Annotated in this window: 13 protein-coding genes; 2 read left to right on the forward strand and 11 right to left on the reverse strand. The window is 62.6% G+C overall.

Annotation, left to right across the window (positions count from 1 at the left end):
* Window positions 1-85: 85 nt before the first annotated feature.
* From B9A15_RS13525 to B9A15_RS13570, 10 genes are all read right to left on the reverse strand, one after another.
* On the reverse strand, window positions 86-502 hold the full coding sequence (locus B9A15_RS13525; protein ID WP_084410634.1) for a GlcG/HbpS family heme-binding protein: 417 nt from the start codon (window positions 500-502) through the stop codon (window positions 86-88).
* A 367-nt stretch (window positions 503-869) separates the two neighbouring features.
* Window positions 870-1250: a c-type cytochrome gene (locus B9A15_RS13530; protein ID WP_084410635.1), complete on the reverse strand. Its 381-nt coding sequence runs from the start codon at window positions 1248-1250 to the stop codon at window positions 870-872.
* Window positions 1238-1699, reverse strand: coding sequence for a hypothetical protein (locus tag B9A15_RS13535; RefSeq protein ID WP_084410636.1), 462 nt, complete (start codon window positions 1697-1699; stop codon window positions 1238-1240). Before B9A15_RS13535 ends, B9A15_RS13530 begins: the two co-directional genes overlap by 13 nt.
* The gene (locus tag B9A15_RS13540) at window positions 1696-2313 is read right to left on the reverse strand and encodes a cytochrome c oxidase subunit 3 (RefSeq protein WP_084410638.1); all 618 of its coding nucleotides are present in this window, start codon (window positions 2311-2313) and stop codon (window positions 1696-1698) included. Before B9A15_RS13540 ends, B9A15_RS13535 begins: the two co-directional genes overlap by 4 nt.
* Window positions 2306-4249, reverse strand: coding sequence for a cytochrome c oxidase subunit I (gene ctaD, locus B9A15_RS13545; RefSeq protein WP_425292960.1), 1944 nt, complete (start codon window positions 4247-4249; stop codon window positions 2306-2308). The genes B9A15_RS13540 and ctaD overlap by 8 nt, the downstream gene beginning before the upstream one ends.
* A gap of 10 nt (window positions 4250-4259) precedes the next feature.
* Window positions 4260-5348, reverse strand: coding sequence for a cytochrome c oxidase subunit II (gene coxB, locus B9A15_RS13550; protein WP_084410640.1), 1089 nt, complete (start codon window positions 5346-5348; stop codon window positions 4260-4262).
* Window positions 5345-6115, reverse strand: a complete 771-nt coding sequence (locus B9A15_RS13555; protein ID WP_084410801.1) for a c-type cytochrome — start codon at window positions 6113-6115, stop codon at window positions 5345-5347. Before B9A15_RS13555 ends, coxB begins: the two co-directional genes overlap by 4 nt.
* Window positions 6116-6275: 160 nt before the next feature.
* Window positions 6276-7100: a quinoprotein dehydrogenase-associated putative ABC transporter substrate-binding protein gene (locus B9A15_RS13560; protein WP_084410642.1), complete on the reverse strand. Its 825-nt coding sequence runs from the start codon at window positions 7098-7100 to the stop codon at window positions 6276-6278.
* Window positions 7084-9066: a PQQ-dependent dehydrogenase, methanol/ethanol family gene (locus tag B9A15_RS13565; RefSeq protein WP_280173803.1), complete on the reverse strand. Its 1983-nt coding sequence runs from the start codon at window positions 9064-9066 to the stop codon at window positions 7084-7086. The genes B9A15_RS13560 and B9A15_RS13565 overlap by 17 nt, the downstream gene beginning before the upstream one ends.
* A 164-nt stretch (window positions 9067-9230) precedes the next feature.
* Complete coding sequence (locus B9A15_RS13570) at window positions 9231-9680, reverse strand: hypothetical protein (protein WP_084410644.1); 450 nt, start codon at window positions 9678-9680, stop codon at window positions 9231-9233.
* A gap of 586 nt (window positions 9681-10266) precedes the next feature.
* Between B9A15_RS13570 and B9A15_RS13580 the strand changes: the two genes are divergently transcribed.
* Window positions 10267-11268 carry an SDR family oxidoreductase gene (locus B9A15_RS13580; RefSeq protein WP_084410648.1) on the forward strand — a complete coding sequence of 334 codons (1002 nt, stop codon included), beginning with the start codon at window positions 10267-10269 and terminating at the stop codon, window positions 11266-11268.
* 69 nt (window positions 11269-11337) lie between these two features.
* Here the strand turns inward: B9A15_RS13580 and B9A15_RS13585 are convergent, their stop codons facing one another.
* Window positions 11338-11589, reverse strand: coding sequence for a hypothetical protein (locus B9A15_RS13585; RefSeq protein WP_084410650.1), 252 nt, complete (start codon window positions 11587-11589; stop codon window positions 11338-11340).
* A gap of 535 nt (window positions 11590-12124) precedes the next feature.
* Here B9A15_RS13585 and B9A15_RS13590 point away from each other — a divergent pair.
* Window positions 12125-12874, forward strand: a complete 750-nt coding sequence (locus tag B9A15_RS13590) for a Crp/Fnr family transcriptional regulator (RefSeq protein WP_244556951.1) — start codon at window positions 12125-12127, stop codon at window positions 12872-12874.
* Window positions 12875-12880: the final 6 nt, after the last annotated feature.

Below are 12880 nucleotides of genomic sequence, written 5' to 3' on the forward strand. Positions count from 1 at the left end.
CGACGCCCTTGGGTCAGACTTTGAAAACCGGCGAGCCTCATGACGGCTTTCGAGCGCGCCATGGGGCCGCGATCGGACGTTGGCGTCAGAGAAAAGCCGAAGCGGCGGCGGTCACGATCTCCACATCCTGATCCACCGTGCCGCCGCTCGCGCCCACGGCGCCGATGATCTTGCCGCCGGATTCGATTGGCACCCCGCCGCCAAAGACGACCACACGCTCGTCATTCGTGGCGTGAATACCGAAAAGCGGCTGCCCCGATTGCGACATACCCGACAGCTTGGATGTCGGCATGTCGAACGCCCGCGAGGTCCAGGCCTTGTTGATGGCGATATCGACCGAGCCGCGCCAGGCGCCGTCCATGCGAACGAGAAGGAGGAGATCGCCACCGGCATCGACCACTGCGAGATTGTAGGGAACGCCAATCTCGCGCGCCTTGTCTTCGCCCGCCGCGACCATCTTGCGCGCGTCATCGAGGGTCAGGGTATCGATCGACTGAACCATGAGAGAGGCCCTTTCATGAGTTGTTTCTTGGATCGAGGCTCGGCGCTTGACGTCTTGCGGACAAAGGTTGCGCCCTCCCAAGTCAAGGAGGGCGTTCAGCGCTCAAGGCCTCGTTCGAACAATCCCTTGTGCGGCAGGTCAGTTCAGGCCCTCGCCGGTGATTTGTGCTTAGGCGCCTCGAAAGCGGCCGAGGCCGGTGGTAGGGTCGACCGTGCGCCGTCGAACGTCGAAGGGCATTGCGCCTCGAAAACGGATTCGTGTCGCAGCTCGGACGAAGAGCACGAAAGCCTGGACCCATTCCGACATGGCTTTGCTTGCGGCGACGAACCCATCCGCCATATCGTCAAAACGCCGCCGCCGTTTTCCCCTATCGCAAACTCTCGAGATAGGCGGCGACGTCTTCGGCTTCGTCCGCCTCGAGGCCGGTGTCGGGCATGGCGTTGCCGGGGACGACCGATTGCGGGTCCGTCAGCCAGACTTGCATGTTTTCGGCCGTGTTTCGGATCATGCCGGCGATGAACATGCGATCGCCCATATGGTCGAGCGGCGGACCGACGCGGCCGGTCGCGCCGTCGATGCCGGGGATTTCGTGGCAGGTGCCGCAGCCCTTGGCGGCGATCAGTTCGGCACCGCGGGCCGCTTGGTCCTTTCGGTCGGATACCGCTCCGTCACCGCCGCTCTCGCTGCAGCCGGCAAAGGCGAGGAGGCAGGCGGCAAGGGCTAAGGCAGGATGGATCAGACGCCGCATAGGTCCCCCCAGACATAGGCCAAGAGATTGACGGCGACGGCGAGGGCGAAGAGGCCGTTCGCCCAGATCGACCAGATGGCGACGAAACGCGTTCGCCCCTGACCGGCCTCCATCACGCTTTCCTCATTGCTGGGTTCCCGGTCTCCGGTGCGACGCAGGACGAGGATCGAGACCGCGAAGGCGGCGAGCGCAACGAGCAGGGCGATTATCGTCACGCCGATCATCGCGGGCGTTGCCCAGGACAGGGAGGCCGCATCGAGCTTCTGCCCGTCGCCGCCGATACAGGCGATGCCGCTCGCCGCCGAGCCGAAGAACAATTGCAGGGACCAGGCGATCGGTCCGGCCGAAAAGATGGCGAGGAGCGCGAGATCGGAGATCTTTTCCCGATCGGGTGCCGGATCGCCGATGTCGAAGATCGGATAGGTTCTGTCTTTGGATCGAGAGGTCATCGCAGATACGGCGTGATGTAGAAGGTGAAGAAGACGGCCAGCCAGACGGCGTCGACGAAGTGCCAATAGATCGTGCCGATATCGACGGCGCTCATGCGCCGCTCGTCGAAGGCGCCGAGCCCGGACCAGAGGGCGAGCGCAAGGAGGATACCGAGGCCGGCGACCACATGGGCCATGTGAAAGCCCGTAATGGTGAAGAAGGCGGACCCATAGGCATGCGAGGCGATCGTGTAGGGCTTCTCGCTCCATTCGAAGATCTGAAGGCCGACGAAGAGCGCGCCGAGCGCGATCGTGACGAGAAGACCGGCGAGAAGTTGGGCGCGTGAGCCCCGCCGCGCGCCGCGCTGGCCGAACCAGAGCGTGACGCTGGAGGCGATCAGGATCGCCGTGCCGGGACCGGAGAGGTGGAAGGAGGGCAGAGCCTCGGGCAGAAAGCCGGGGCCCGATCGGGCCGCGAAATAGTAATAGGCAAAGAGCAGGTAGACGAAGAGCGAGCTCTCCGTCACCACCAGCATCATCATGCCCCACCAGCCATTGGCGGCCCGGCCGATCGAGCCGATTGGCAGCCTGCCGATATTGAGGGGCGCGCGACTATCCAGGGGAAGCTCACTCATGGGCCGTTCCCTTCGTCTGGGCGAGATCGCCGCGCGGCCAGAGCCAGAAGACGCAGCCAAGAAGCGTGGCGACGCCGGCGGCAAGGCCGATCCACCACCAATGGAGAAGGAGGGCCGTGAAGCCGAGCGTCATGGCGAGCGTCACCAGGAAGGGCCATGGATCGTCCTCCGGCATTTTCAGGATGGCGCGGGGCGCGGCGTCGATCACGGATGTGGCAAGCATCTCCTTGCCGTCGTCGAGGATCAGGCCGCGCTCGATCGAGGAATGGCCCTCGCTCTCGCCAAGCCGATCTTCCCAGAGAGGGTGACGGCTCGCGACCACCGGCATGACCGTGAAATTATAGGCCGGGGGCGGCGAGGCGGTCGCCCATTCCAGGCTCGGCGCATCCCAAGGGTTCGCCCCGGCCGCGACACCCCGCCGAAGGCTCATCCAGACATTGACGAAGAGAAGCAGGATGCCGAAGGCGAGGATGAAGGAGCCAACGGTGGTCAGCATGTTGACCCAGGACCAGCCGGCACCCTCGGGATAGGTGTAGATGCGCCGCGGCATGCCGAGCAGCCCGGTCCAATGCATGGGTAGGAAGGCAAGATTGAAGCCCAGGAAGGTCAGCCAGAAATTCCAGCGGCCGAGCCGCTCGCTCAGCATCTTCCCGCTCATCTTCGGGAACCAGAAATAGAGGCCGCCGAGAACACCGAAGAGATTGATGCCGATCAGGACGTAATGGATATGCGCCACGACGAAATAGGTATCGTGAAGCTGCAGATCCGCCGCCACCGAGGCGGTGACGACACCCGAAACACCGCCGATCACGAACATGGAGATGAAGCCGGCGAAGTAGAGGAACGCCGTCGTCACGACGACGCGCCCCGTCCAGATCGTCGCGATCCAGGCGAAGGTCGCGATGGCGCTCGGAATGGTGATGATGAAGGAGGCGCCGGAGAAATAGGACATGGACAGGAAGGGAATGCCCGTCGCGAACATGTGGTGGACCCAGACGCCGAAGCCGAGCAGCATGGTGGTGATCGTGGCGAGGATGACGAGCGTATAGGCGACGAGCGGGCGCCGGCAGAAGACCGGCAGCGCATCCGAAACCATGCCCATGGCCGGCAGCACGATGATGTAGACCCAAGGGTGGGCGAAGATCCAGAAGAGATGCTGCCATAGGAGGGGCTGGCCGCCGCCAGCGGTGTCGTAGAAATGGGTGCCGAACTGGCGATCGAGCCAGAGCAGGAAGAAGGCGAGGCTGACCGCCGGATTGGCCAGCAGAATGCCGACCGAGACCGTCGTCGTGCCCCAGATCATGATCGGCAGCCGGTTGATCGACATGCCCGGCGCGCGGTTACGCATGACGGTCACGACGAAATTGGCCGCGCCGACCGTCGTCGAAATGCCGAAAAACACCATCCCCAGCGCATAGAAATCCATGTTGAGGCCGGGATTGAAGGGCTTCAGCGCGTAAGGGGCGTAGTTGAACCAGCCATTGTTCGGTGCCTGGCCGATCAAGAAGCTCGCATACATGAAGAGGCCGGAGGCGAGATAGACCCAGTAGGAAAAGGCGTTGAGCCTCGGAAAGGCCATGTCCCGCGTGCCGAGAAGCAGCGGAAACAGATAGTTCGAAAAGCCCGACAGGATCGGCAGGGCATAAAGGAAGATCATCGTGATGCCGTGCATCGAGAACAGCTGATTGTACTGTTCCGGCGTCAGGATGGTCTGATCGGGCTGCGCCAGCTGAAGGCGCATGAGAAGGGCCTGGAGGCCGCCGACCACCAGGAAGGCGAAGGCGGTGACGATGTAGCGAATGCCGATCACCTTGTGATCGACGGTTGCGATGACGCCGAAGAGGCCGGGCTTCGTCTCCCACATCTTGTGGAGCTTCGCCTCCAACTCCTTCGTCACATAGCCTGCTTCGGGGCGCTTCTGATAGTCGACGGCCAAGTGTGTCCCCTCAGTCGAGCGTTTCGAGATAGTGGCGGATGGCGTTCAGCTCCGGGCCCGAAAGGTCCGGGTTCGGCATCGTCGTTCCCGGCTTTTGATGCTGCGGATCGGCGATCCATCCGGAAAGATGGCCGGGCGTATTGGGCAGCGTTACCGACGCGATCGTGGTGCGGTCCATGAGGTGGGTGAGGTCCGGCCCCGCCTCGCCGCCCGCCAGCGTTCCGCGCACCGCGTGGCAGGCGCCGCATTGGAGACGGAACTGTCGCTCCCCGACGGCCAGCAGCTCGGACCCTTCCGGCACCTCGTCGGCGGGTTCGAGTTGATGATCCCACCAGGCCTGGAACGCCTCCGGCGCGTCGGCAAAGATCCGCAGGGCCATATGGGCATGCTGCAGGCCGCAATATTCGGCGCATTGGCCGCGATAGACGCCTTCGCGGTCGGCCTGCAGCCAGGTCTCGTTGGTCTGACCGGGAATGACATCCGTTTTGCCCGCAAGCGCCGGCACCCAGAAGGAGTGGATCACGTCGCGCGAGGCCAAGGTGATGCGAACCGGCTCGCCCACGGGGATATGCAGCTCGTTCGCTGTCACGAAGCTGCGCGAAGGGTCGTCGGGATCGACATATCGCGCTTCCCACCACCATTGCTGGCCTGTCACTTCGATGGTGAAGGCGGGTTCGCCCGCCGGCTCGTCGATCTCGGCCAGAACGTCCATCGTCCAGATCACCAAGGCGATCAGAACGAGCGTCGTCAGAGCAAGGCCGAGATAGATCCAGCGATGGCCGCCGGGCGGATGCGCGATGGGAAGAGGCGAGCCCGGCGTTGCCATCGACGAGCGCCCGTTGCGGAACATGGCGACGATGACGAGAACCGACATGAGCACCGAAACCCCGGCCGCGATCGCCAGAAGTCCCCAGGTGAGCGAGGCCGTGATGTCGCCCTTCGGTCCGAAGGTCTTAAGATAATACATCGGCGCCGAAGTGGATTCCTCGCTCGCGGCGATGGCGGGCGAAGCAAGCGCCAGCAACGGCGCCAGAGCGAGCCGACCGACGATCCTCGGCGCCTGGATAGAGGGCTTACGGTTCCACAGGCGTTCCATCATTGCTCGGAAGGGCTCCCTTCGTCGACCGCGACGGGCCGCTCGACATCGGCGAAAGGCGCCTGGCCATAGGAGAAGGGCTGCGTATGCGCCCAGGGGTCGGTGGTCGAGAGATATTCGGCGGGAACCTGCTCCGGCCCCATATCGTCGAGCGACATCGTCTGGCCCCAGGCATTCTCCGGCGGATCCTTGGCGATCGCCCGGACATAGGCGACGAGATCCCAGATGACGCTATCGGGCAGGAGTTCGCCATAAGCCGGCATGCCGGCGGGTCTGCCTTGCAGGATCGTCAGATAGATATTGGCGGGCTCGCGCCCATAGATGAAGGCGGCATTCGACAGGGACGGCCCCATGCCGCCCGCGCCATTCGGTGCGTGGCAGCCGACGCAGTTCATCTGGTTGAAATAGGTCATGCCGCGCTCGATCGCGGCCTCGGTCTCTTCGGGCGTGTTCAAAGTGGGCGAGACCTCGACATCACCCGGATAGACGCCGGTCACGGGCGTTCGCATCAGCGCGCTCGGATCGATGTCCCCATCCGGTGACGGCGTCTCGCCGACAGCCTCTGCCGCCTGGTCCTCGACCGAGGCGCCCGGTTCGGCTGTCCGCTCCACGCTATCGCTCTGCGTCTCGCCGCCGCCATCCTGGGCCAGCGCCAAGAGGGGATAGGAGGACAGCGCAGCGATCGCGAGCGGCAGGAGAAGAGCGCGTCTCAGGCCGGGGGCCGGATCGGGGGCGATGGCGTGTGTCTTCAGGGCTGGATGCCGGATCATCGAAATCCCTTTCCCATGGTTCGACGTGACTTGGTTCGGCGCGGGGCCGCACGGGCCGCCCGCCAGATCAGGCGACCGCAGACCGGCGTCTCGTTGTTCGTTCGGCCCGCCAAAGCGCATGGCGGAAACGGGAATGCCGGTTTTTCGACAACCCGGCGCGCTAGCGGCGCGGAACGCCGTAATCGGAAAGGATCGCGTCGATGGCCTCGCTCTTCTTAGCGATGACCTGGTCGAGCTTGTCCTTGAGGTCGTGGTCGTCCTTGCGAACGCCCATGGCGACGACGAATTCGAAGACGAGCGGGAGATAAGTCTCCGTGCCAGTGACCGGCGTGACCGTCAGCGGCACCTTGGAGGTCTGGGCGAACCAACCGGCGCGCGGACCCCAATCGATGGCCAAGTCGATCTCGCCGGCTTCCAGCGCGCGAAGGAGGTTCTCCGCCGGCGCTTCCTCACGATAGTCGCCATAGATCGGGAAGCCGACGACATTTTCCGAGATGCCGCGCCGAGCGAGCGCATGGGCGGGCGGCGTATTGGTGCCGTCGTCGCCGATGAGGCTCACGCCGATCGTCAGATCCTCCAGTTCCGGCGCATTGAGCGAGGAGATGTCGAGATCGTCCTCTGCCCGGCTCACCATCACATAGGTCGAGCCGTAATAGGGATGGGTCGTGTCGATCATGTCGAGCGGCGGGATGCCCATGACCACGTCGCAGCTGCCCGCCATCAACGTGTTGCGCAGGAAACCGCGCCGCTGGGGCCACCATGTATAGGCGACATGCGTGCCCATTTCCTGTGCCACGAGATCGGCGATCCTGTTCTCGAACCCCTCCTCGCGCTTGTTGGAGAAGGGCATGTTGTTGGGATCGGCGCAGACTTTCAAAGGAAGCGGGGCCGCGCCACTTTGCGGCTCCGCTGTCAGTGCCTTGGCCGGGAAGAGGATGGCGAGGCACGCAAGGAGCGTCAGGCCGAGATCATTGCGTGGAGCCATTGCCTGCCCTCCCGGCGTCGTTGTCCCTCACGGCATCGCCTTCGTCGACCGAGGCCGCCTGCGCCACATCCTCGGGCAGGGCGAAGACCAGAAGCGTCGAGCCGCCTTTGGTAAAAGCCGGCAGGTCTTGGCTGGCGCCGACGAAGCCGAGCGCGCCATTGCGCACCTGCGGGTCGAGTTCGGCCGTGGCGACCGCGCCCGACCAACCGCCGACCCCCGACAGGATCGCCACATATTGGCGCCCGTCCGAGCCGCGATAGGTGGAGGGCTGGCCGATGAAGCCGGAGGGGGCGCGGAACTGCCAGAGGACTTCGCCGGTCTTGGCATTCACAGCCTTCAGCCAGCGATCCATGGTCCCGTAGAAGGCGACGTCGCCGGCGGTCACGACCGTGCCGGACCAGACGGGAAAACGCTCCTTGATCGACCAGACCTCCTTCTGCTCGACCGGGTCCCACGCCATGAACTCGCCGCGATAGCCGTCGCCGGGGCCGGCATACATGTCGACCGTCGCGCCGAGATAGGGCGTGCCGGCGATATAGCCGACCTCTGAGGCCTTGAAGTTCATGCAAAGATGCTGGTGAGGGACGTAGAGGAGTTGGTTTTTCGGGGACCAGGCGACCGGCTGCCAATCCTTGGCTCCCGGAGGGGCCGGGCAGATATTCTCGACCGTCTTGCCGAGATCGGGGTGGAGATCCTCGTTCGGAATGATGCGGCCGGTTTCAAGATCGACGCCCTTATAGGCCGTGACCGTATCGAAGGGTTCGGCCGAGATGACCTTCCCATTGGTGCGGTCGATCACATACATATAGCCGGTGCGCCCGGCGCGCACGGCGACCTTGCGCTCTTCTCCCTCGATCTTAAGGTCGAGCAGCACCAATTCGTTGACACCGTCATGGTCCCATAGATCGTGCGGCGAGGTCTGATAGGCCCATTTCGCCATCCCCGTATCGGGGTCGCGGGCGAAAATCGTGGTCGTCCAGAGATTGTCGCCTTCGCGCTGATTAGGGTTCCAAGGGCCGGGATTGCCGGTGCCGTAGAAGATCAGGTCGAGTTCGGGATCGTAGGAGATCCAACCCCAGACGGTGCCGCCGCCGGTCCGCCAGGCGCCGGCGGGCCAAGTCTTTTCGCCGAGATCCTCGCCGCGCATCCACTCATAGGGCGCCTCGAAATCCTCGCCGATCTTCACGTCCTCGTCGGAGCCCGTGTGATAGCTGCGCCAGGCGATCTCGCCGCTTTCGGCATCGAGCGCCGTCAGCCAGCCCCGCACACCCATCTCGCCGCCGGAATTGCCGACAAAGACTTTCCCCTTCACGAAAAGGGGGGCCATGGTCATGGTCTCGCCCTTGGATATCTCCCCGAGCTTGGTGTGCCAGACTTCCCTACCGGTTTCGGCATCGACCGCGACCGTATGGTTGTCGAGCGTGTTGTAGAAGATCTTGCCATTGCCATAGGTCGCGCCGCGATTGACCACATCGCAGCAGGCGACGCCTTGCGCGGCGCGATCGGTCGGCGGGGAGAAGACCCATTTCAATTCACCGGTCGTCGCTTCGAGGGCGAAGAGATCGTTCGGCCAGGGACCGACGATATACATGGTGTCGCCGACGACGAGAGGGATCGATTCCTGCCCACGATTGACCCCGTTTGAAAAGCTCCAGGCGAGCTGAAGCTTGTCGACATTCTCCGTATCGATCTGGTCGAGCTCGCTATAGCGGGTGCTCGCATAGGTCTTGGCCGGCATCACCCACTGGTCGGGATCGCGCTGGAGCTGGTCGATACCTTGGGCGCCGACGTTCTGAGCGACGGAGCCCGAGCTCTCCTCACCTTGTGTCTTTCCGCCTTGAGCGAGCGCGAGACCGGGAAGCGCCAGAACAAGGGCGAGCGCCGTCATGGCTCGGAAAGTATGCCGTCCCCGCGCGACCCCTGCGCTCGGTCCGGTCTTCGTTTGCGGATGAACCCATGCCGCCATGACGTCTCCCCTCGTCTCGTCGAAGCACCAGCCGCTGCCGTTTTTGGTCTCTGAGGACGCACCGTCGACAAGAGTGATGCAGTCGAGGCCAACCGAGAGAGAACACGAGGAGTTCCTGCGAATGTGATTGGCGGGCTAGGGAACCAATTCGACCGGCGAGGTCGTCACCCCGGCTCGCAACGCCCTAATGTCTCGCCGCCATGGGCCGGCAGATATTCCCGCCGCTCGCCCCGTTTCAGTGTGATTTCGTCAAGGTTCGGCGCCTGCAAGGCAGACCAGAGGGCGCGGAAATCCTGAGCGCAATCCGGGCAATCCGTGACGCCGACGCCGACCACGTCGTGCCTGACGAGATACCGGGTGTCATCGATGAAGATCTCCGTCCGCGACCGAGGCTCGGGATCGGACCCGTCGACGACGATATCGAGAACAGCGCCGCCGCCGAAGCGATCCTTGACGCATTCGACGATCAGATGGGTCTGGGACGTGCCGAGTTCATAGCGCGTCTCGGTCAGCGTCTCCTCGATGCGCCAATCGCTTGGCTGGCTCTCAGCCAGCGGTGCGAAGGCGACCATGCCGATAGTTCCGAACATGACGACGACGAAAGAACGAAGCATTTGAGGGGCCTTCTCTACTGTCAGGCGAGTTGCGGTGAAGGGCGGCGAAAGCCAATGGCGCGGCCCTATGAGACCGCAGCCCGATCGAGGCGGGTCGTTACGCCCGGCACGCGCTGGCGCAAGAGGCAACGCTCCGCGGCGATGGCGCCCAGCCGCGGCGTGTCTCTCCGCCTCGTTGGGCGGATCCATTGATCCAAACCACGCAAGAAAAACGGCCGGGCAATCCAGCGATTGCAGGCGGCGCGTTCGATCTGCGTGCAGCCAATCATAGGGCACCGAAGGAGTAGGAGGACTGTTGCGAAGAGCCCTGATCCTCCTTCGAGCCCGGATTTCAGATGCGACGTCTAACAATCGAAACGGCAAGATATCGCGGGACGGTGATCGTGTCTTACCAGCGAAAGCCATGGCCACGGTTCGCTGCGTCAGTCTGTATTTCAAATCACAGCCTATGAGCTGAATGTATAATTCGTTGTTCGGCAAGGTTTTTCGATGGCGCAATCTCGGAACTGGCGACGCGAAGGCCGCATTGCTTTGCCGTTCCGCACATCAACCCAAAACCGCCAAACGATGCGAGAAGGGAAACCTCATGGCCGAATTCGACCCAACCCGGCGTGCAATCGTCGCCGGCGCCGCGCTGACGGGCGCCGCCGCCGTCACCGGGAGCGCCTTTGCCCAAGGCGATCAACCGAGCAATGGCGATGCGCCTATGACCCAGAAAGCGGCCGATTTCCCCGAGCCTCCCTATCCGCAGCAGGAGCAGCCTTGGCCGGGTCTCGCTCAGAAAATGAATCCTCGGCCCGATCACGGCGAGGAAAGCTATCAGGGATCTGGTCGCCTGAAAGGCAAGCGCGCTCTGATTACCGGTGGCGATAGCGGTATCGGCCGCGCCGCTGCCATCGCCTTTGCCAAGGAGGGCGCCGATGTGGCGATCTGTTATCTCGAGCAGGAAGAGCCCGACGCCCAAGACGTGAAGCGGGTGGTCGAGGACCAGGGGCGCACCTTCGCAGCCTTTCCAGGCGATCTGCGTGACAAGGACTACACCACCTCGCTGCCGCAGCGAGCAGTCGATGAAATCGGCGGGCTCGACATTCTGGTCAACAACGCGGCGTATCAGCAATGGGTGCCGGGCTTGGAAGAACTGTCGGACGAGCAGTTCGACCAGACGATGCAGACCAATCTCTATGCCATGTTCTGGCTGACGAAGGCCGCGCTGCCCCATCTCAATCCTGGGGCTGCGATTATCAACACTTCGAGTGAAGTCGCGGCGTCCCCGCCCAAGATCCTCATCGATTATTCCATGACGAAGGCGGCGATCCTGGCGTTCACGAAAACCATGGCGAAACAGCTCGGCCCGCGTGGCATTCGGGTCAACGCCGTGGCGCCCGGACCGATCTGGACGCCGCTTCAAGTGGCAGGTGGGCAGAAGCCGGAGAACCTCGTGCAGTTCGGTTCGAGCACCCCTGTCGGACGCGCTGGCCAACCGGTGGAACTCGCCCCGCTCTACGTCGCGCTTGCGGACCCCGCCTTCAGCTATTCGACCGGACAGGTTTTCGGGGCCACCGGCGGTGATCCGCAGCCGGGCGCCTGATGCCAACGATCCATCGCGCCGGCCCTACCGCCATACCCCAGGCGCCTTGGGCCGGTTGCGCTTGATCCTTCAGTTGGTGAGCGGATCGAGTGGATCGACCTCGCCATTGGCGGTCGCAATAGGGGAAAAGAGAACCGGGATGCCTCGGATGTGGGCTTCCTGTAAAATTCGACGTTCCACCAGCGCCAGGAGGACGGCGTCAGACCTTCCCAACGCCTTCGAAGCCCGGGCTGTCGCTTCGCAGAAAATAAGGACGCCCGACTGTCGGGAGTCTTCCAAGGCCGTGTCGATCGCGACGTCCAATGAAATAGCCATTTCCATGATCCCTCCTGGCGAAAGCCAGAGAGTCGTGCGTTTTCATCGCCCCATCTTCCACTTATGTATAATTCTGGTTGAGAAATATTGTTCGCCGACTTGGTCGATCCACGCTTCACGGTTGAACGCGCTCAAGCGTCTTCTGTGCGGAGGGGTCACCACCACTGTGGGATGTCTTCAACTCTGGTGCACCGCCCGCATGTTCGAATACCAGCGGGGCGTTCGATCAGGCCTTGTACCACCGGACGAATGTATTGACCCCTCGGGGTCAATACACGTCTGGCGAAGGGCTCACACGCCGCTCGGATCGCTGCTGGCGTCCCAAAAAGGACGCTTCGATGTCCGCACAAAGTATAAACCGATCGAATTTTTACGCAAAAGTGGTAGGCGCCATCATAAGTTAATGAGAATGCGCACCAGTCCCTTATAGATCAATCAAACGGCTTAGACGCAGACCATTTCGCTACTCATGATCGATCGAGATCGGAGCGTGGTATAAGAACGATAAGTCAAGTCTAGAGTTGAGCGGACAGGACGACGTTTGACCTTCTCATTAAACAAACCCGTGTGGGCTCGTCCTTTCATCAAGAAGCTGCGTCATGGGGCGCCCCTTACCGAAGGCGACGTGCAGATCCTGATCGAACTTGCCCGGCGCACACAGCGTCTTGAGGCTGGGAAAGACATTGTAACCGAGAGCGGTCAACCGCGTTCAATTATTTTGATTCTGGATGGCTGGGCCTGCCGCTACAAAATTCTCCCGGATGGAAGACGGATGAATACCTCTGTATTTCTAGCCGGTGATCTCTGCGAGCCGTTCGGTGTGCTTCCGCGCTTCCTGGATCATGGGCTTGCCAGCCTGACGCCGATCGTTTTTGCACGTATACTGTTGAGTGAAATCAAAGCGCTGGTTCGGGAGAATCCCCGTATCGAGGAGGCCCTCTGGTGGGATCTGCTCGCAACGAATGCGATCGAGCGCGAGCACATGGTCAGTCTCGGGCGCCGGCTGGCGGTGGAGCGCCTCGGACACGTCTTCTGCGAGTTCCATCTCCGGCTCCAAATGGTGGGCCGGACCGATGGGTCGAGTTATGACATGCCGCTGACGCAAAGCACTTTGAGTGATCTGTTCGGGCTTTCCCTTGTTCAAGCCAATCGTTCAGTGCAAGAATTGCGGCAACGTGGGCTGATATCCCTACGCAAACGTCGACTGACGATCCACGATCTCGAAGGCTTGCGAGAGCTTTCATCCTTTGACGGAACGTATCTTCAGACTGCTGTTCCCAACTCAACCTGATTTGTC

Source organism: Fulvimarina manganoxydans, assembly GCF_900176465.1.
In the GTDB taxonomy this organism is placed as follows: Bacteria; Pseudomonadota; Alphaproteobacteria; order Rhizobiales; family Rhizobiaceae; genus Fulvimarina; species Fulvimarina manganoxydans.

Bases quoted from the DNA above. Each gene is read 5' to 3' on its own strand.
- B9A15_RS13525 (WP_084410634.1), bottom strand. From the start codon at position 502: ATGGTTCAGTCGATCGATACCCTGACCCTCGATGACGCGCGCAAGATG.
- B9A15_RS13565 (WP_280173803.1), bottom strand. From the start codon at position 9,066: ATGGCGGCATGGGTTCATCCGCAAACGAAGACCGGACCGAGCGCAGGG.
- B9A15_RS13570 (WP_084410644.1), bottom strand. From the start codon at position 9,680: ATGCTTCGTTCTTTCGTCGTCGTCATGTTCGGAACTATCGGCATGGTC.
- B9A15_RS13535 (WP_084410636.1), bottom strand. From the start codon at position 1,699: ATGACCTCTCGATCCAAAGACAGAACCTATCCGATCTTCGACATCGGC.
- B9A15_RS13540 (WP_084410638.1), bottom strand. From the start codon at position 2,313: ATGAGTGAGCTTCCCCTGGATAGTCGCGCGCCCCTCAATATCGGCAGG.
- B9A15_RS13585 (WP_084410650.1), bottom strand. From the start codon at position 11,589: ATGGAAATGGCTATTTCATTGGACGTCGCGATCGACACGGCCTTGGAA.
- coxB (WP_084410640.1), bottom strand. From the start codon at position 5,348: ATGATGGAACGCCTGTGGAACCGTAAGCCCTCTATCCAGGCGCCGAGG.
- B9A15_RS13530 (WP_084410635.1), bottom strand. From the start codon at position 1,250: ATGCGGCGTCTGATCCATCCTGCCTTAGCCCTTGCCGCCTGCCTCCTC.
- B9A15_RS13560 (WP_084410642.1), bottom strand. From the start codon at position 7,100: ATGGCTCCACGCAATGATCTCGGCCTGACGCTCCTTGCGTGCCTCGCC.
- B9A15_RS13580 (WP_084410648.1), top strand. From the start codon at position 10,267: ATGGCCGAATTCGACCCAACCCGGCGTGCAATCGTCGCCGGCGCCGCG.
- B9A15_RS13555 (WP_084410801.1), bottom strand. From the start codon at position 6,115: ATGATCCGGCATCCAGCCCTGAAGACACACGCCATCGCCCCCGATCCG.